20 protein-coding genes are annotated in these 17529 nt (G+C 55.8%); 2 read left to right on the forward strand and 18 right to left on the reverse strand.

The features are described from left to right. Nucleotides 1-90: 90 nt before the first annotated feature. The 12 genes from pepN to ccmA all read right to left on the reverse strand — a co-directional run bounded on the left by pepN (nucleotide 91) and on the right by ccmA (nucleotide 11008). A complete protein-coding gene (gene pepN / locus B3729_RS19150) occupies nucleotides 91-2748 on the reverse strand; it encodes an aminopeptidase N (RefSeq protein WP_286788716.1) in 2658 nt (885 codons plus the stop codon). Nucleotides 2749-2795: 47 nt separating this feature from the next. Next, nucleotides 2796-3623: a DUF2797 domain-containing protein gene (locus B3729_RS19155; RefSeq protein ID WP_286788717.1), complete on the reverse strand. Its 828-nt coding sequence runs from the start codon at nucleotides 3621-3623 to the stop codon at nucleotides 2796-2798. Nucleotides 3624-3699: 76 nt separating this feature from the next. Then, entirely contained in the window at nucleotides 3700-3963 is a 264-nt protein-coding gene (locus B3729_RS19160; protein WP_010797960.1) for a YeaC family protein, read from the reverse strand. 122 nt (nucleotides 3964-4085) lie between these two features. Then, on the reverse strand, nucleotides 4086-5291 hold the full coding sequence (gene ccmI / locus B3729_RS19165; protein ID WP_286788718.1) for a c-type cytochrome biogenesis protein CcmI: 1206 nt from the start codon (nucleotides 5289-5291) through the stop codon (nucleotides 4086-4088). After that, a complete protein-coding gene (locus B3729_RS19170) occupies nucleotides 5291-5761 on the reverse strand; it encodes a cytochrome c-type biogenesis protein (protein WP_376749600.1) in 471 nt (156 codons plus the stop codon). Before B3729_RS19170 ends, ccmI begins: the two co-directional genes overlap by 1 nt. Continuing rightward, entirely contained in the window at nucleotides 5761-6297 is a 537-nt protein-coding gene (locus B3729_RS19175; protein ID WP_286788719.1) for a DsbE family thiol:disulfide interchange protein, read from the reverse strand. Before B3729_RS19175 ends, B3729_RS19170 begins: the two co-directional genes overlap by 1 nt. Next, on the reverse strand, nucleotides 6294-8267 hold the full coding sequence (locus B3729_RS19180) for a heme lyase CcmF/NrfE family subunit (protein WP_286788720.1): 1974 nt from the start codon (nucleotides 8265-8267) through the stop codon (nucleotides 6294-6296). Before B3729_RS19180 ends, B3729_RS19175 begins: the two co-directional genes overlap by 4 nt. A gap of 47 nt (nucleotides 8268-8314) precedes the next feature. Beyond that, on the reverse strand, nucleotides 8315-8773 hold the full coding sequence (ccmE, locus tag B3729_RS19185) for a cytochrome c maturation protein CcmE (RefSeq protein WP_010797955.1): 459 nt from the start codon (nucleotides 8771-8773) through the stop codon (nucleotides 8315-8317). Beyond that, on the reverse strand, nucleotides 8770-8946 hold the full coding sequence (gene ccmD, locus B3729_RS19190) for a heme exporter protein CcmD (RefSeq protein ID WP_019365132.1): 177 nt from the start codon (nucleotides 8944-8946) through the stop codon (nucleotides 8770-8772). Before ccmD ends, ccmE begins: the two co-directional genes overlap by 4 nt. Further along, the gene (locus tag B3729_RS19195; protein ID WP_286788721.1) at nucleotides 8943-9704 is read right to left on the reverse strand and encodes a heme ABC transporter permease; all 762 of its coding nucleotides are present in this window, start codon (nucleotides 9702-9704) and stop codon (nucleotides 8943-8945) included. The genes ccmD and B3729_RS19195 overlap by 4 nt, the downstream gene beginning before the upstream one ends. Before the next feature lie 12 nt (nucleotides 9705-9716). Beyond that, nucleotides 9717-10388 (reverse strand): heme exporter protein CcmB, encoded by a 672-nt coding sequence (gene ccmB / locus B3729_RS19200; protein WP_010797952.1) that lies wholly within the window; start codon nucleotides 10386-10388, stop codon nucleotides 9717-9719. Beyond that, a complete protein-coding gene (gene ccmA, locus B3729_RS19205; protein ID WP_286788722.1) occupies nucleotides 10385-11008 on the reverse strand; it encodes a cytochrome c biogenesis heme-transporting ATPase CcmA in 624 nt (207 codons plus the stop codon). The genes ccmB and ccmA overlap by 4 nt, the downstream gene beginning before the upstream one ends. 143 nt (nucleotides 11009-11151) lie before the next feature. Here ccmA and B3729_RS19210 point away from each other — a divergent pair, with 143 nt between their 5' ends. Next, nucleotides 11152-12678, forward strand: a complete 1527-nt coding sequence (locus B3729_RS19210; protein ID WP_286788723.1) for a flagellar hook-length control protein FliK — start codon at nucleotides 11152-11154, stop codon at nucleotides 12676-12678. Further along, nucleotides 12675-12989 carry an EscU/YscU/HrcU family type III secretion system export apparatus switch protein gene (locus B3729_RS19215; RefSeq protein WP_286788724.1) on the forward strand — a complete coding sequence of 105 codons (315 nt, stop codon included), beginning with the start codon at nucleotides 12675-12677 and terminating at the stop codon, nucleotides 12987-12989. Before B3729_RS19210 ends, B3729_RS19215 begins: the two co-directional genes overlap by 4 nt. A gap of 124 nt (nucleotides 12990-13113) precedes the next feature. Here the strand turns inward: B3729_RS19215 and B3729_RS19220 are convergent, their stop codons facing one another. The 6 genes from B3729_RS19220 to B3729_RS19245 all read right to left on the reverse strand — a co-directional run bounded on the left by B3729_RS19220 (nucleotide 13114) and on the right by B3729_RS19245 (nucleotide 17484). After that, nucleotides 13114-13512, reverse strand: a complete 399-nt coding sequence (locus B3729_RS19220; protein WP_010797948.1) for a DUF2802 domain-containing protein — start codon at nucleotides 13510-13512, stop codon at nucleotides 13114-13116. Continuing rightward, complete coding sequence (locus B3729_RS19225; protein ID WP_010797947.1) at nucleotides 13512-13991, reverse strand: chemotaxis protein CheW; 480 nt, start codon at nucleotides 13989-13991, stop codon at nucleotides 13512-13514. Before B3729_RS19225 ends, B3729_RS19220 begins: the two co-directional genes overlap by 1 nt. Before the next feature lie 93 nt (nucleotides 13992-14084). Next, complete coding sequence (locus tag B3729_RS19230) at nucleotides 14085-14957, reverse strand: CheW domain-containing protein (protein ID WP_074825276.1); 873 nt, start codon at nucleotides 14955-14957, stop codon at nucleotides 14085-14087. 77 nt (nucleotides 14958-15034) lie between these two features. Continuing rightward, complete coding sequence (locus tag B3729_RS19235) at nucleotides 15035-15826, reverse strand: ParA family protein (protein WP_150347625.1); 792 nt, start codon at nucleotides 15824-15826, stop codon at nucleotides 15035-15037. Between the two features lie 92 nt (nucleotides 15827-15918). Next, nucleotides 15919-16740, reverse strand: coding sequence for a flagellar motor protein MotD (gene motD, locus B3729_RS19240; RefSeq protein ID WP_010797944.1), 822 nt, complete (start codon nucleotides 16738-16740; stop codon nucleotides 15919-15921). A 3-nt stretch (nucleotides 16741-16743) separates the two neighbouring features. Then, entirely contained in the window at nucleotides 16744-17484 is a 741-nt protein-coding gene (locus B3729_RS19245; RefSeq protein ID WP_010797943.1) for a flagellar motor protein, read from the reverse strand. Nucleotides 17485-17529: the final 45 nt, after the last annotated feature.

The following is a 17529-nucleotide window of genomic DNA, read 5'->3' on the forward strand; positions in this document are numbered from 1 at the left end:
TCACGAAAAGCGCCCGCCTGCTCACCACTCTATAGAAATAAGCCGGAAGTAGCAGGCCTATCCTTCAGGCCTGCTACCCAAGCATTTACGTTATGCCAGGCTCTTGCTTACCACTTCATACACATCGCTCGAGAGCTGACCGCTTGCCATGATCCGCTCCAGTTCTCCACGCATGAGTTGCTGGCGGGTTTCATCGTACTTGCGCCAGCGGGTCAACGGCGTTAGCAGGCGGGATGCAATCTGCGGATTCAAGGCATTGAGCGTAATGATCTGATCAGCCAGGAAGCGATAACCGCTGCCGTCCTTTTGATGGAAATTGATCAGGTTCTGGTTGGCGAAGGCTCCGATAAGTGCACGAACCTTGTTGGGGTTCTTCAAGGTGAAGGCAGGATGCCCCATCAATGCCTTGACGCGGTCCAAACCACCCGGACGGTAACTGGCCGCCTGCACACTGAACCAGGAGTCCATGACAAGCGGATCATTCTTATAGCGCTCGGCAAAGCGCTTCAGCACCTCGGTCTTCTCCGCCTCGAAGTCAGAGTTTACCAAGGCTGACAGCGCCGCCAGGCGTTCCGTCATGTTGTCACAGTTGTCGAACTGCTCCTGAGCCGCTGCAACCACTTCCGGCTTGCGGCTCAGCATGAGATAGCCTAGTGCGATGTTCTGCAAACTGCGGCGGGCAATATGATCCGCCTGGGCAACATACGGCGTATTGCGTGAGGTTTCGCGGTTCGCCTGATAGCGCTTCCACAGCGGCTCATACAACGCCTTAACCAACTCATCACGAGCGAAGTCACGGGCAGCATGGATAGCATCGATATCGGCGACCTCAGACAACTCGACCAGATACGCCTCCGTTGGAAGCGCCAGCATTTCTGCCACCATAGCCTGATCCAGGCGCTCGTCTTCTAGTACCGTGCGCAGCGCCTCGACAAGACGCTGGTCGAGTACCATCACCTCACCCTTCTGCTGTTGAACGATCAGCTCCTGCAAGACCTGTACAGCCAGTTGCTGACCAGCGTCCCAACGATTGAACCCGTCGGAATCGTGCTGCATGAGGAACATCAGCTGCTCACGCGTATAGGGGAAGCTAAGCTTGACCGGTGCGGAAAATCCGCGCAGCAATGAGGGCAGCGGTTTTTCCTTCATACCTTCGAACGTAAAGGACTGCTCAGCCTCGGTTACGGCAATCACGCGATCTGTTACAGCGTCTTCCGTCTCACCAGCAAGGCGTAGCGGCAGTTCTTGCCCTTGCCCTCCCAACAGCCCTAACTTGACCGGAATTACGAACGGCTCCTTGGTGGGCTGGCCAGGGGTTGGCGGGCAGCTCTGGCGGAAGGTCAGCGTATAGGTTTTGGCCTGTTCATCAAAGGCTTCAGCCACCTCCAGACGCGGTGTACCGGACTGGCTGTACCAGCGTTTGAACTGAGTGAAGTCGGCGTCGTTAGCATCTTCCAAGGCCTTGACGAAATCCTCGACAGTGACCGCCTGGCCATCATGGCGCTCGAAGTACAGATCGGTCCCCTTGCGGAAACCATCTGCACCTAACAGGGTGTGCAGCATGCGCACCACCTCAGCACCCTTTTCATAGACAGTCAAGGTGTAGAAGTTGGAGATCTCGATAAAGGAATCCGGGCGCACCGGGTGTGCCATCGGACCGGCGTCCTCTGCGAACTGATTGGTCCGCAGAAAAGCCACGTCCTCAATACGCTTGACTGTTTCCGAGTTCATGTCGGAGGAGAATCCGGCATCACGGAATACGGTGAAGCCTTCCTTCAGGGACAGCTGGAACCAGTCACGGCAAGTGACACGGTTACCCGACCAGTTATGGAAGTATTCATGGGCAACGATAGCCTCGACCCGCTGATGCGCGGCGTCTGTGGCAGTGTCCGGGCTTGCCAGAACAGCGCTGGAATTGAAAATGTTCAGCCCTTTGTTTTCCATGGCGCCCATGTTGAAGTCGTTCACCGCAACGATCATGAAAATATCCAGATCGTACTCGCGGCCATAGACTTCCTCATCCCAGCGCATGGAGCGCTTGAGGCTGTCCATGGCATGCTGCAGCTTGCCGATGTTTTCCGGCTCCACATAGATCCGCAGGGCTACGTCGCATCCGCTTCCTGTGGTGTATGTATCCTCAATACACCACAGGTCACCGGCTACCAGCGCGAACAGATAAGACGGCTTCTTGAAGGGATCTTCCCAGGTCGCCCAGTGACGTCCGCCCTCTTCCTCACCGCTGGCAATCGGATTGCCATTGGAAAGCAGGATCGGATACTTGACCTTGTCCGCCTTGATGGTTGTGGTAAATACGCTCATCACATCCGGGCGGTCGAGGTAGTAGGTGATCTTGCGGAAACCCTCGGCCTCGCACTGCGTACAGAACATCTTGCCAGAGGTATACAGGCCTTCCAGCGCCGTATTGGTTTCCGGATGGATGCGTACAGTGGTGCTGAGAGTGAAGTTGTTGCCACAGGGCTGGATCGTCAGGTGATCGGACTCGACCTGATACTCATTAGGCGTCTGGGGCTCGGCATTGACCGACAGGCTCAACAGCTCAAGCTCTTCCCCCTGCAAAACAAGGGGTGGCAGACCGGCGCCTCGGTCAGGGTTACGCCGCATATGCAACTCGGCATGAACGAGCGTATGGTCATCGAACAGCTCGAACGTGAGATGCGTCTCGTCAATGAGGTACTCAGGGGCCTGATAGTCCTTGAGATGTATCGTCTTCGGTTGCTCGGTGCGCATGACGTAACCCTTATGCTAATTCACGACGGCGGTTGTACCGCGGCGGCTTAATGATGCACGGCCAGCTGGTAAGCTGTGTATTTGCGAATATTAATGACCCCGGTATCAAACATCAGATATTGACCCTTGATACCAAGCAGTGTGCCTTCTACTACAGGCGTCTTCTCCAGATCGTGGCTGACAATCTTGGTGGGATACACCGTAACCGGATAATGAATCTGAAGCGGCTCCATGTCGACTATTGGTTGGATTGCCTGCAGGCCAAAACGCTCCTGAAGAGTCTGCATGCCTTCAGCACAGGCATCCAGTATACGATCACGTAGCGCGATGAGATCCTCTTGCTGAGCCTCGCCTTTCAGCATAGCGCGCCAGTTGGTGCGATCCCCTACCTGACTACGGAAAAGATCCTCTACCAAGCCCGATTGCTGTCGTGTAGCCACACGCAAGATGGCTAGCGCCTGATGAGCACCCTGGTCAATCCAGCGAGTAGGGATCTGATTGGCACGCGTAATACCGACCTTAAGCCCTGAGGAATTGGCCAGGTAGACGATATGGGGCGTCATGCAAAAAGACTCTCCCCACTCCGGTTCGCGACAGGTGCCATGCTCGAAATGGCACTTCTCAGGACTCATCATGCAGCTATCGCATTGGGCAAGGGAGGTAAAACAGGGATAACAGTAACCCTGACCGAAGCTCTTCTTGGTCTTGCGGCCACAATGGGTGCAATAGATTTCACCCAGGTACTCCAGACGGATTCTTTCGCCAATCAGCGGATTGACGGGAATCTCTGTTTCGCCCAGGCGAAACGAGTACTGCACGGGCTCGCCGAGACGCACCGTCATCTTGCTTAGCGCGCCGCGCCCTAACTCTGCCATGGTGTTGCACTACCTTTTAAAATGAAAGCGCCACGGCTGTAGGGCCGCGGCGCTTGGAGCTGCGGTGATGCGAAGATCAGTGAATCGCGTCGGACTTGAAGAGAAGATTGGGAATCGGCTCGGACTTTGAACTGCATTCCTGTGGTCCCATGTAGCCGACTCGCTGGTCCTCCGGGACATGCCTGGCCTCATAGGCAATGACTGCCTGCAAACTGAGCTCGACCTGCTCGCGCGTCAGCTTGCGGCCATCCGGCCATTTACCGATTTCTACGGCGCGTTTTAGGTTCTCGTAGATTTCCGGCGTGATGTTATCGAGCATTTGGGCAAAGGGTGTGGACATGCTCCCGCTCCTGGTAAGTAGAAATACCGGCAAATAAAGGCTTAAGTGTAGCGGGAGGCGAATGCTTGCGTACAGCCATCCGGCAAGGCATGGCCCCTCCTGCAAGAAGCCATGCAAATATTCTATTTGGCGTCGGGCTGCGTTATTTTCAACTGCTGCGGCTGGGCATCTTTCACCGCAATCGGCTTGCCAAGCGCAACCCACTCACCTGACGTCGGATTTCCCTGCCGAGAGATACGCGCAACCAGCTGAACCTGATCAAACCCTGACAGCTTGAGCTGGGGCATCATCGCATCTGCATCACTCAGCGATACACTGGCAGGCAGGTCCGCTACTGTCAGACGCTTTACTGCCAATGGCATGGGTGGCCCTGATACAGCGCGGGCAAACACGAACACGGTATCACTCGCCTTGACATGTGAGCTCACGCCTGGATCAAGACTTACCGTGACACTCAGGGTAGCTGATTGAGTAGAACTGGCTGAAGATGCAGCTTCGCCGCTAGCGCCCATATAGCGCCGGGCCCGCTCGATACCACTTTGAATAGCCTTACGGGACGGATCACCAGTAGGCAGCTGATCGACCAAGGTTTGCCAATGAGTGATTGCACCGGCGTAATCCTTCTGCTCGAACGCCGCTATGCCCAAGAGCCCAAGCGTAGTCACCTCCTTGGGATTGGCCTTGAGCGCTTCGTCAGCCAACGTCCTGACCTCCGGGGTCAAGACTTTACCGTCCGCAAAATACTGCGCCTGCGCCAGCTGCCCTAGCAGCTCAGGTTGACGCCCGGCCTGCCGGACTGCCTGGGTAAACGCATGAGCAGCCTCGCTGAAACGCTCCTGGCTCATATAGGTACGACCCAACAGATACCAGCCTTCAAAAGACTCAGGCTGGACGGCAACCGCGCGCTCTAGCCGGGAAGTCATTTCATCCATGGAGCGCGGCGGCTGGCTGAACTCGCGAGTGAGCTCGACCCGGTCGCTGGCACCCCAATGCAGGTAAAGTCCAAGTCCAACGAGCGGAACGATTAACGCCACGATCAACGGCGCAGCGCGCCCGCCTTTAGCGCTTGTGGCGTCAGTGTCTGCCTGCTGAGTGTCGGAAAGCAGCTCACGGGCAGCTTCGGAGCGGGCTTCTTCCCACTGCTCAGCAGTCAGCAAGCCTGCAGCGTGTTGCTGGGAGAGCTCTGTCAGTCGCTCCTCGTAAAGCTCAACGTTGACGACGGCACGGTCTTTACCAGAGGCAACGTGCTGACGGCGTATCGCAGGAATCAGGAGGAAGCCCAAGGCAACGAGCAGCAGCAGCCCTATGGCGAGCCAGAAATCGATCATCAGGAATCTTTCTTTTTCAGAAGTGATGCAAGGCGTGCCTGCTCATCGGCAGACAATGGAGCATTGGATGGCAAGGTTTGTTGCTGGCGACGTCGAACGATGATCAGGATGATACAGAATCCTAAGATTAAAAACGCAGCCGGCCCATACCAGAGCAGCCAGGTCCGCTGTTCAACAGGCGGCCTGTACATGACGAACTCACCATATCGCGCCACCAGATAGTTGATGATCTGCTCATCGCTTTTACCTTCGTTCATCAGACGATGAATCTCTCCTCGCAAATCAGCGGCGATGGGTGCATTCGAGTCGGCAAGGTCCTGGTTCTGGCACTTCGGGCAGCGCAATTCACGCGTCAGTGCTTGAAAGCGCTCGCGCTCGGCATCGTTTGTGTACGCGAAGGTTTCGATGGCGGCCTGTGCAACGCCTATCCATACAAACAGCAATAATAATGATGCTCCTATCCGGCGGATCATGGCGCCTCCATGAGCTGCTGGTAACGCGGCGCCAGCTCATCACGCCACACCTGTTGGCTTACAATGCCTACATGCTTGTAACGGATGACGCCTTTGCTATCGATCAGATAGGTTTCTGGTGCGCCGTATACACCCAAGTCCAGGCCCAGGCTGCCTTTGTCGTCGCGAACGTTGAGCTGATAAGGGTTGTGGAATTCCTTCAGCCACCTCAATGCGCTGGCATTATCGTCCTTGTAATTGATACCGTAGATGGCGATGCCCTGCTCTTTGAGCGTATTCAGAACGGGATGCTCCTCCCGGCATGCGACACACCAGGTGCCCCATACATTGACCAGGGCTGGCTTGCCTTGAAAATCAACTTGAGTCAGGGTTCGGCCGGGGTCGTCAACAGCGGGCAATGAAAACCCCGGCAATGGCTTGTCGATCAGTGCGGACGGTAGCTCAGATGGATTCAGATACAGGCCCTTGAACAAAAAGCCAGCCATGGCGAGAAAAAGGACGAGTGGAATCAGCAGAACCAGGCGACGCTTCATGCCTGCGCCTCCTTGAGCCCCAGGGACCGACTGGCACGCTGACGCACCTTGAGTCGATAACGTTTGTCCGACATGGAAAGTAGTCCACCTAGCGCCATCAGCACGCCCCCCAGCCAGATCCAGCGTACGAATGGCTTGATATGGATGCGGACTGCCCAGGCCCCGTCTTCCAACGGCTCACCAAGCGCCACGTATAAATCACGCATAAGCCCTGCATCGATGCCTGCCTCGGTCATGACCGAGCGCTGTACTACGTAAAGACGCTTTTCCGGATGCAGAACCGCAACATTCTGATTGCCTTTCGAGACCCGCAGAGTGCCATAGTCCGACTTGAAGTTAGGCCCCTCGAAATGCTGAGTGCCATCGAAAATGAAGTGATAACCTGCCAGCTCGACCGACTCCCCTGGCGCCATGCGCAGGTCGCGCTCAGCGGAGAACTGGGTAGAGAGCACTATCCCTAATGCCGACACCGCAAGCCCCAGATGGGCAGCCTGCATCCCCCAGTAACTGCGACCGAGGCTGCGAATACCCTTGAGCCAACCTTTATGGCGCGTCTTGTCCTGCAGATCGCGAAGGCCAGCCAGTACAACCCAAGACGCCAACGAGCACGCCGCCAGCACCGCCCAATGAAAGTCGCCCAGCATGAACGCTGCCAGCACGCCGAGAACAACGCTGACAATAAGTATTGGCATGAGCATGCCCTGCAACCAGCGCACAGGGGTGCTTTTCCAGCGCACCAGTACGCCGATTGCCAGTGCAATCATCAGTATGACCATCAGCGGTACAAACAGGGCATTGAAATAAGGCGGACCAACAGACAGCTTGGCACCGCTTAGCGCATCAATGATCAGCGGATACAGCGTACCCAGCAGGATCATGGACGCCGCTACGACCAGAATGAGGTTATTGATCAGCAGGAGCGTTTCCCGAGACCACAACTCAAATCCAACCTGACTTTTAACAACAGGTGCCCGCAGGGCAAACAGGGTTAACGAGCTGCCTACCACGACCAGAAGGAAGGCAAGGATAAACACCCCACGGGTGGGATCTGAAGCAAACGCATGGACAGAGGTCAGCACGCCTGAGCGAACCAGGAACGTACCCAGAAGACTCAAGGAAAACGCAGCAATTGCCAGCAATACCGTCCAGCTCTTGAAGACCCCACGTTTTTCCGTGACGGACAACGAATGGATAAGTGCTGTCCCGACCAGCCACGGCATGAATGATGCGTTTTCTACCGGGTCCCAGAACCACCAGCCACCCCAACCCAGCTCGTAATAGGACCACCAGGAACCCAGGACAATACCGATACCCAGGAATGTCCAGGCCACCAGCGTCCAGGGCCGGGACCAGCGGGCCCATGCCGCGTCCAGACGCCCGCCCAGCAAGGCTGCGATGGCAAAGGCAAAGGCAACGGAAAATCCCACGTAGCCCATATACAACATAGGCGGGTGCACAATCAGCCCAACATCCTGCAACAAGGGATTCAGGTCATTTCCATCCACAGGCGACTGGGGCAGCAGGCGTGAGAATGGATTGGACGTCATGATCAGGAACAATAAGAAGCCTGAGCTGATCATTCCCATGATGGACAGAACCCGCGTCAGCATGTCTTCGGGCAATTGCCGGGAGAAGATGGAAACAGCAAACGTCCAGCCGCCAAGGATCAGAGCCCATAGCAGCAGCGATCCCTCATGCGCACCCCAGACTGCACTGAATTTGTAGTACCAGGGCAATAGACTGTTTGAGTTCTCCGCCACATAGGTCACTGAGAAGTCATTCGTCAGGAATGACCAGGTCAGGCAGCCAAATGAAAAAAGAAGGAAAGCGAATTGTCCCCAGGCCGCCGGCCGCGCAAGCCCCATCCATTGCCGGTTGCCTCGCCATGTGCCCAGCAAGGGAAACGTCGACTGGACCACAGCCATGCACAGCGCAAGTATCAGAGCCAGGTGGCCTAGTTCAGGAATCATGAATTTCTCGCATTACACTAAAAACAAAAATGCAGAGCCCGGCAGCATCAGCTGCCCTTCTGGTTACTAAACTGCTGGTAGGCGCCACTGTCCCTGAGGGCCTTGGTTACTTCAGGCGGCATGTAATTTTCGTCGTGCTTTGCCAACACTTCGTCGGCATTGAGCACACCGGATGCATCGAGCTTGCCTAACGCGACGATCCCCTGCCCTTCGCGAAACAGATCCGGCAGGATGCCATGGTACCTGATGGAAATGTGTTGAACGCCATCACTCACGATGAAGCGTACATCGAGCGAGTCGGCCGATCGCTGGAGAGAGCCCCGCTCGACCATACCGCCCGCCCTGATACGAGTGCCCACGGGGGCTTCACCCGAAACGATCTGGCTGGGCGTGTAGAACAGGTTGATGTTCTGTTGCAATGCCGACAAAGCCAGGGCCACGGCGACCCCAACGCCAGCCAGAATCGCCAGAATGATCAAAAGACGTTTTTTACGGACAGCATTCACGGGTTCATCTCCCGACGCAGGCGGCGTGCTTCGCTCTGCAGATAACGACGGTGTGCCAGCCGTGGCATCACGATATTGATTATCAGGACCAGTGCAGTGATTCCGTAAGCTGACCACACATAAGGTCCGTGATGACCCATGGCCAGAAACTCGCCTATCGAATGAAACGTCATGCTTTACCCCTTTTACCAAGGCTCTCTTCAACCACTGCCTTGGCCCAAGACGTTCGTGATTCGCGGCGTAAGATTTCAAGACGCATGCGCATCAGGACAACAGCGCCGAAGAAACAATAAAAACCAACCACCATTATTAGAAGCGGAAGCCACATCTCGATGGGCATTGCCGGTTTTTCGGTAAGCGTGAACGTGGCAGGCTGATGTAGGGTGTTCCACCATTCAACGCTGTATCTAATGATTGGCAGGTTGATAACACCTACGATGGCGAGTACCGCGCAGGCCTTGGCCGAACTTTCCCGATTGGAAATAGCCTGCCCCAACGCAATGATGCCGAAATACAGGAACAGCAGGATTAACATGGAAGTCAGCCGTGCATCCCACACCCACCAGGCACCCCAGGTTGGCTTGCCCCATATCGACCCGGTTACCAGCGCAACAAAAGTCATCCAGGCGCCTACGGGCGCTGCGCATTTGAGTGCGACATCGGCCAGCTTCATTTTCCAGACCAGGCTTACTACCCCGGCAATTGCCAGAAGCAGATACCCCGACTGCGCCAAAAATGCAGCAGGTACATGGATATAGATGATGCGAAAGCTATTACCCTGCTGATAATCCTGCGGCGCAAAGACCAGGCCCCATACCATGCCTACTATAACGAAGCATGCCGCCGCCCACGCCAGGATGGGCAACCACCGGCTACTGATCTCGTAAAACCATTTGGGCGAGCCCAGTTTATGAAAAAACGTCCACTTCATGACTGTTCCACATTATTCACCCACACTGATCCGTAACCCAGCGCCAATAGCGAACGGAGAGAACGTCAGCGATAAAACCATCAAACTTCCCAGCCACAAAAGCTGTCCTGCGGCGGGCATTCCATGAAGAGAGGCTTGCAATGCACCGCTGCCTAGAATGAGCACCGGAATGTAAAGCGGAAGAATAAGCAGAGCCAGCAGCAACCCGCCCCGCTTGAGCCCTACAGTCAGCGCTGCACCTACAGCACCCAGTAAACTCAACACAGGCGTACCGAGCAGCAACGATAGCAGCAGCACCCCCAAACACTGGACAGGAAGCCCCAGCATGAGCGCCAGGACAGGCGAGAGCACGATTAGCGCCAGCCCGGTAAACACCCAGTGCGCCATCACCTTGGCCAATACCAGAACAAAGAGTGGGTGCGGCGAGAGCACCCATTGCTCAAGTGAGCCGTCCTCAAAATCGCTACGAAACAGGCCGTCCAGTGAAAGCAATACCGCCAACAAGGCAGCGACCCAAATCAACCCTGGCGACAGCTCTTTCAACAGCTGGCTTTCAGGTCCCACCGCCAGGGGAAACAGGGCAATCACGATCGCAAAGAACACCAAGGGATTGGCCAGCTCCACCGGGCGTCGGCATAGCAGTAGCGCTTCACGTTTAAGCAGAAGCACGAAGAGCCCGCTCATGAGCCCCCCTGCCCTAGCTCTAGCTGGCGATAGCGCGTCGGCGTTTGCGTCATTTGATGATGCGTAGTAAGCACCACTGCTCCACCCTGTTCACAGTGCTGGTTCAAATGCCGCTCAAGATGCTCCACCGCTTGGCGGTCGAGAGCCGTAAACGGCTCATCGAGTATCCACAAGGCAGGAGGGCCAAGATACAGGCGAGCCAATGCGACACGACGCTGTTGTCCGGCAGAGAGCGTATGGCAGGGAACATCCTCGAAGCCAGACAGCCCTACGCTGTCCAGAGCCTGCCAGATTGCTTCCCGAGTGGCGGGCCTGTTTAAGGCGCACAACCATGTGAGGTTTTCCTCGGCAGTCAGGAGTCCCTTGATTCCAGTCGCATGGCCAAGCCAGAGTAACTGCCTGAACGGCTCGTGTCGCTGCCTACCAGCCAGACGCACCTCACCGGCCGTTGGAGCCATAAGCCCTGCCAGAAGACGTAGCAGACTGGTTTTACCGCTGCCATTCGGCCCCATTATCTGCAGCATTTCACCAGATTCGAGCACAAGATCCAGCTGCTCGAACAGCACGCGCTCGTCACGCTCACAGGTGAGCGCAACGGCTTCAAGACAAGGGGGTATCACTACACGCAACCATTGGCATCAAGTCGGAACGGAATCGGCCGCTATAGTAGGCTGGAAACAAGACCAAGCCCGTCAATTGGCCAGCATTATACACATCACGCCAGCCTGGACGACCGACTGCATGAAACTATCAGAGTGGCTACATGGCTGACATAGGCACTATCCGCCCCGCTTCTGCCCCAGTTGTCCCAACGCGGGCAGCGTTACCCGCCGAGCCGGCCGTGCGGATTACCTTGCCGACAGAAAGCCCTCTGCTGCCCGGCGAAACAGCCCAGGCGCAAGTTGTTGCCCTTAAGCAGAACCTGCAGAGTTTTCAGTTATTGCTGCAGTTGACGCTTGCCAATGGACGTCAACTTACCCTACCGGCGGAAAGCACTTCACCCCTGCCAACCGGTTCGCTACTAAACATCATGGCGTTATCGTCTACCCGCCTGGCTGTACAGATCGAGGCCAAGGCAGAGACGCCTTTGAAAAGCCTGGATACCAAAGCGCTTCCGCCAGGCACCCTGCTGCAGACGCGAGTGGTCAGCAGTCAACCAGCCGACGCCTCTGAGGGGCAGATATCCTTCAAATCCGTTGTGACATTGCTCAACGGTGCCCTTGCAGGCAAACAACTGATAATCGAATCGCTAAATGCCCTTAAGCCCGGCAGCCTGATAACGGTTGCGGTACGCGATGCACAGCAGGTTGCTCTGGTGCCCTCCAGCGGAAGACTCGATCAGATTGAGCTGGGACAGCAGTTGACGGCTCAGTTCCAACGACAAGGCTCGCTGGCCCAGTTGTTTCAAGCTCTGCCGCTACTAACGGACTCGCCCGCCACGCCCGGCGTGTTGCGCGATACGCTTGGTCAGCTGCTCGCCTCCGTACCCGAGGTTGAAGAACTCAAGAACCCGGATGTCGTAAAAACCCTGTTCGAGCGAAGCGGCATTTTGCTGGAGCGACACCTTACTTCAGGTGAGACTGAACGGCTGCCGCAGGATTACAAGACGCTCCTGCTCCGCCTAATCAGTCAACTGAGCCAGACTACAACGACTTCGACCACTTTTCCTCCTCAAGCCGGCGTGCCAAACCTGCCAGGAAGCCTGCGCAATGCCCTAACGGCATTGGGCCAAGGGAACCCTAAGCATGCTGCGTTGAGCTTTCCTCTGCCGTCACGGATAGTTAGCTCGCTGCTGCAGGAAGGCATGGAGCTTGAAGAATTGCTCAAGTTGGCAACAGCAGCCCTATCACGCCTGCAAACTCACCAGCTGTCTGGCGTTGAACAGACACAGCACTACTCGGACGGGTCCATGCTGCTTACCTGGCAAGGGGAACTCCCCATGCGTAACGGTGAGCGCATCACCTGCCTGCAATACAAGCTGCAGGAGGAACGCCCTTCCAAAAGCGCTGGCGAACTGCGTGACAGCATCTGGAAGCTCGACCTTGCCTTTGATCTTGAGCCGCTCGGCAATATGCAGGTCGAGGCCAAACTTGCTCGCGGTACGCTTTCGAGCCAGTTCTGGGCCGAGCAGAAGGAAACCGCCGCGCTCATTACCCATGAGCTGGAGCATTTCAAGGAGCGATTGCTGGAGGCCGGGCTTCTGGTAGGCGAGCTGCAATGCACGCTGGGAAAACCGGTGCGTGGACTACGCACGCACATTGAAGAACGCTGGATAGATGAAAGCGCATGACTACTTCGAAGCAGGCTATCGCACTGGTCTATGACGGCCAGACCGCTCCCACCCTAACAGCCAAAGGCGATGCAGATCTTGCCGAAGCCATTCTGGCATTGGCCAGAGAGCACGAAATCCCTATCTATGAGAACGCTGACCTGGTACGCCTGCTGGCACGCCTTGAGCTTGGCGATGCCATTCCTGAAGCGCTGTACCGCACGATTGCCGAAATCATCGCGTTCGCCTGGTATCTGAAGGGTAAGCATCCGCAGAGCCTGTCATGCAGGCAGGATGATCCCATCCTATCGGCGCTATCCGGAAAATGCTGAAACATCTTATCGAGAGCACAAAAAAGCCATCAGTGCATGACTGATGGCTTTCCGGGAAATGAAGAAATGCAAGGCCTGCCGGATATGACACAAGATCTGTGGCAGGCTTGCGAGATGCACTTTGTCAGGATTGCTGACGCGCCTTATGCATCTTACTGATCAGTTCGGCCTCGGCCCGTGAAAGCCCGCAGGACTGAGTCAGATCATCGACACTGGCACCCAACCCCACAAGGCGCGCAGCCTGACTGAACGACAGGCTGGCCGGATCGCTTTGTTCGATACGAGTCAGCCTGTCAGGCAGGGGTGCAACCATCTCATTGATCTCATGCAATTGCTCCCCCATACGGACCGTGCCGGCCTGATAGGTTTCCAGCCGCTTGGCTAGAGCCCTCAAGCGCTTTTCGGTTGTTTCCTCATGCTGGGCAAGCTTTGACGCCTGCCGTTTAAGCTCCTGCCATAGCAGAAAGCAGGCACCCGCCAGCCCAAGGCAAATGAACACCAGCACGATCAACGCTGCCAACATTAGATACTTTCCAACTCAGACCATTCTTCTTCGCTCATCATCTTATCCAATTCGACAAGAATCAGCAGCTCGCCGTTCTTGTTGCAAACGCCCTGGATAAACTTGGCGGACTCATCGTTACCCACGTTTGGCGCGGTTTCGATTTCAGATTGACGTAAATAAACGACTTCAGCCACGCTGTCGACAAGAATACCAACGACTTGCTTGTCGGCCTCGATAATCACGATACGGGTGTTATCCGTGATCTCGGCAGAGTCCAGGCCAAAACGCTGACGTGTATCAATTACCGTCACGACGTTACCGCGCAGGTTGATGATACCCAGCACGTAGCTTGGAGCACCTGGCACCGGAGCTATTTCCGTATAGCGCAGCACTTCCTGAACCTGCATGACGTTGATACCGTACGTCTCGTTGTCCAGACGGAAGGTTACCCACTGCAGGATTGGATCTTCGGAACCTTGTGCAGACGTTTTCTTCATTTTCCCAGCCTCGTTGATACCGCCTTGGCGGTCTTGGCGGTCTTCCCGCCTTGGTTGATCCAGAATCGACCCCTTAAGCGTAGGTCAACCCTTCTATTGTTTCCTTTGCTTTGCAGCACCGCTTTCAATCAGCGCCGCAAGCGCCGATACATCCAGCAAGGCACACATATGCTCAATTACCGTTCCCGCCAGCCATGGCCGCTGGGATCGTTGCGTTCGCCATTTGACCTCGGCAGGGTCCAGACGTATCGAACGGCTGACCTGGTGTACCGCAATTCCCCAGTCATACCCTTCAACCGAGATAACGAACCGGAGGCCTTCCTTGAAGTCTTCGCGGTAGCGCTCTGGCATGACCCAGCGCGCGGCATCCAATACCTTCAAATTACCCTGCGGGCTGGGCAGGATGCCCAGGAACCAATCGGGCTGACCAAACAATGGCGTCAGCTCGCGGCCTTCCAGTGAATGAATCGTTCCCAAACATATCAGCGGCACAGCAAGGGTCAGCCCCGCCACGTCGAACAACAGACATTCAAACGGCTCTTCAGCCCATTCCGGCCTTCCGTCGTCGCTTACCTTGAAAGGCTGCACCTGCTGCTCGACAGCCTGAACAGTTCTTAACGGAATAACGGTATCGACAACTTTTTCCGGCTCTGCCACTACAGGCTTAACAACCGGCACCACAGGGAGGCTGTTCTGGGCAGGCGTTTCCCTGACCTGGGCATCGCGTGCCTTCTCCTCACGTACAGCCGCCTCGAACTCGTCCAAAGACACGCTTTGGACCGTAGGCGCAACAGGATCAGGCGCAGCCACGGACACCACTTCAACCAACGAGACGACAACCGCCTCATGCTGGAGGGCGGCAGGCGTCTCTACCGGCAGCTCGAGTGTCGCCTCCATCAGCAGCGCATCCAGATAGGACTGCAAAGCCAGCTGTGGACGAATTTCAGTGCTAGTAGAACGGCTCATGTCACGTATCACACTTCAAGATTGAAGAAACTATCGGCTGGATACCGCAAAAACTTGAGTACTGCATCACTACGTCTTCACGCGACGTTCATTGAGGCAGGCTGCATATCAAGCAGATGCTTAAGCAACGCCCTATATGCAATGACACCACGACTATTCGCATCGTTCTGCGAGGGGGTTATCCCTGCACGGCTGGCATCCCGCAGCTTGGTATCAATGGGAACGAACGCTTGCCACAGATGCTCGACGTAATTGTCTCGGAGGTATTTGAGCGTCCCCAGCGAAGCCTGGGTACGCCGGTCGAACAGCGTCGGTACGATCGTGTAAGGAAGCGCCTGTTTTCTGGAGCGGTTGATCATGGCCAATGTATTGACCATGCGCTCCAATCCTTTGATCGCCAGAAATTCCGTTTGCACAGGAATGACCAACTGCTGGCTTGCCGCCAATGCATTGACCATCAGAATGCCCAACAAGGGCGGACTGTCGATCAGCGCATAATCAAAATCATTCCACAACTGCGCGAGGCTTTTGGAAATCACCAACCCCATGCCATTCTGCCCCGGCGATTGCCGCTCCAAGGTCGCCAGCGCCGTACTGGCCGGCAGCATTGAGATGCGCTCATGGCTGGTCGGTAGCAGAAGTTGCTTGGGTAGCCCGTCCGGAACCTGCCCCTGATGCAGGAACAGTTCGAAGGCGCTGCGTTCCAGTCGATCCGGGTCCTGTCCAAAATAACTCGTCAAAGAGCCATGGGGGTCAAGATCGACCATCAGGACACGCTTGCCCGAGTCAGCCAGAAGCCCTGCCAGCGAAACAGACGTTGTTGTCTTGCCTACTCCGCCCTTTTGATTGGCTATTGCCCAAACTCTCACGTTCTACCCTCCCCAGGCAGCGTACTGCATTGCCAAGGCCAAGCCGCTGGATATACCAGCGGCGAAGATTTGACAGCGATTGGTTCTATCGCTTACTTGGAGGGAGCAGGTGCACTTTGCGTGCCATTTCTGCCGGAAGCGGAGCGCTCCTGAAAACCACTCACGCCACGGTGAATGTCGACATTTCGTGAAATGAGCAACACCACCCGACGGTTCCGCGCCCTGCCCTCAGGGGTGGAGTTATCTGCTATTGGTTGATAGCTGCCATACCCGACCACGGCGAGCCGTTCGGGTGTAACGCCATCACCAATCAGCAGCCGAGCAATACTGGCGGATCGCGCCGCTGAAAGCTCCCAGTTGGTGGGGTATTGGGGCGTACTGATGGGAATATTGTCAGTAAACCCTTCTACCTGAATCGGGTTCTTGTAAGGTGCCAGAATTTTGGCAACCTTCGCCATCAAGCCAAAGGCTGGATCGCCTGGAATGGCATCCCCGCTAGGAAAAAGCAGATTGGAATTCAGCTCGATTTCCAACCAGGTCTCGGTTGCCCTTAGAGTCATCTGATCTGAATTGATGAGATCGCCAAAGGCGTTCTGCATACTGGTTGCTATCTGCTCAAGCGGATCGACTGCTTGAGTAGTCGCCGGCGCGTTATCCGATGCAGGCGTATTCTGCTCGATGGTAGGCTGAACGCTGCGAGGCACCTGATCTCCAATGGGAATAGGTTTCATGGAGCGATCCGGCTCTGTAAAGATACCGGTCAGCGTCTCGGATAGAATCTTGTACTTGCCCTCATTGATGGATGAGATGGAATACATCACAACAAAGAAGGCAAACAGCAAGGTGATGAAATCCGCGTAGGACACCAGCCAGCGTTCGTGATTTTCATGCTCCTCGTGTCGACGGCGACGCATCGGTTACTCCATGAAGCCTTGCAGCTTGAGTTCGATGGAACGAGGGTTTTCACCTTCGCCAATAGACAGCAAACCTTCCAGAAGCATCTCCCGATAGCGAGTTTGACGCAGCACCATGCCTTTGAGCTTGTTGGCAATCGGAAGTAATAGCAGGTTGGCGAATGCAACCCCATAAATTGTGGCTACGAATGCAACAGCAATCCCGTTACCCAGCTGGGAAGGGTTTGCCAAGTTCTGCATGACATGGATAAGCCCCATCACGGCACCGATAATCCCAATGGTAGGCGCATACCCACCCATGGCCTCGAACAGCTTGGCCGCCTGGATATCACGATCTTCCTGGCCATACATATCGACTTCCAGAATGCTGCGAATGGCTTCAGGCTCGGCACCATCGACCAGCAGCTGCAGGCCTTTGCGAGCGAATGGATCACGTTCGGCATCCACGAGCGGTTCAAGCCCCAGCAGACCTTCCTTACGGGCAGACATGCTCCAGCCAATGATGCGATTGATACCGGCTGGCATGTCGACTCTTGGCGGCAGGAAAACCCAACTGAGCATTGTTAGGGAGCGCTTGAGAACACGGATAGGCGTCTGCAGCATGGCCGCACCGCATGTGCCGCCCAGTACGATCAGGGCAGCAGGCCCGTTGAGTAGAGCGGCGATGGTGCCGCCCTCAAGAAAATTACCTCCAATGATGGCAATAAAGGCCAACAGGATGCCAATCAGGCTCAAGACATCCACACATCATCTCCCTAAGGCATGGCAGCAAGCCAAAACCTGTCAAAT

Source organism: Pseudomonas sp. UBA3149, from assembly GCF_002364655.1.
In the GTDB taxonomy this organism is placed as follows: Bacteria; Pseudomonadota; Gammaproteobacteria; order Pseudomonadales; family Pseudomonadaceae; genus Chryseomonas; species Chryseomonas luteola.

Excerpts from the sequence above, each read along its gene's own strand:
- pepN (WP_286788716.1), bottom strand. The coding sequence starts at position 2,748 with ATGCGCACCGAGCAACCGAAGACGATACATCTCAAGGACTATCAGGCC.
- B3729_RS19155 (WP_286788717.1), bottom strand. The coding sequence starts at position 3,623 with ATGGCAGAGTTAGGGCGCGGCGCGCTAAGCAAGATGACGGTGCGTCTC.
- B3729_RS19160 (WP_010797960.1), bottom strand. The coding sequence starts at position 3,963 with ATGTCCACACCCTTTGCCCAAATGCTCGATAACATCACGCCGGAAATC.
- ccmI (WP_286788718.1), bottom strand. The coding sequence starts at position 5,291 with ATGATCGATTTCTGGCTCGCCATAGGGCTGCTGCTGCTCGTTGCCTTG.
- B3729_RS19175 (WP_286788719.1), bottom strand. The coding sequence starts at position 6,297 with ATGAAGCGTCGCCTGGTTCTGCTGATTCCACTCGTCCTTTTTCTCGCC.
- B3729_RS19180 (WP_286788720.1), bottom strand. The coding sequence starts at position 8,267 with ATGATTCCTGAACTAGGCCACCTGGCTCTGATACTTGCGCTGTGCATG.
- ccmD (WP_019365132.1), bottom strand. The coding sequence starts at position 8,946 with ATGACGTTTCATTCGATAGGCGAGTTTCTGGCCATGGGTCATCACGGA.
- B3729_RS19195 (WP_286788721.1), bottom strand. The coding sequence starts at position 9,704 with ATGAAGTGGACGTTTTTTCATAAACTGGGCTCGCCCAAATGGTTTTAC.
- ccmB (WP_010797952.1), bottom strand. The coding sequence starts at position 10,388 with ATGAGCGGGCTCTTCGTGCTTCTGCTTAAACGTGAAGCGCTACTGCTA.
- B3729_RS19210 (WP_286788723.1), top strand. The coding sequence starts at position 11,152 with ATGGCTGACATAGGCACTATCCGCCCCGCTTCTGCCCCAGTTGTCCCA.
- B3729_RS19215 (WP_286788724.1), top strand. The coding sequence starts at position 12,675 with ATGACTACTTCGAAGCAGGCTATCGCACTGGTCTATGACGGCCAGACC.
- B3729_RS19220 (WP_010797948.1), bottom strand. The coding sequence starts at position 13,512 with ATGTTGGCAGCGTTGATCGTGCTGGTGTTCATTTGCCTTGGGCTGGCG.
- B3729_RS19225 (WP_010797947.1), bottom strand. The coding sequence starts at position 13,991 with ATGAAGAAAACGTCTGCACAAGGTTCCGAAGATCCAATCCTGCAGTGG.
- B3729_RS19230 (WP_074825276.1), bottom strand. The coding sequence starts at position 14,957 with ATGAGCCGTTCTACTAGCACTGAAATTCGTCCACAGCTGGCTTTGCAG.
- motD (WP_010797944.1), bottom strand. The coding sequence starts at position 16,740 with ATGCGTCGCCGTCGACACGAGGAGCATGAAAATCACGAACGCTGGCTG.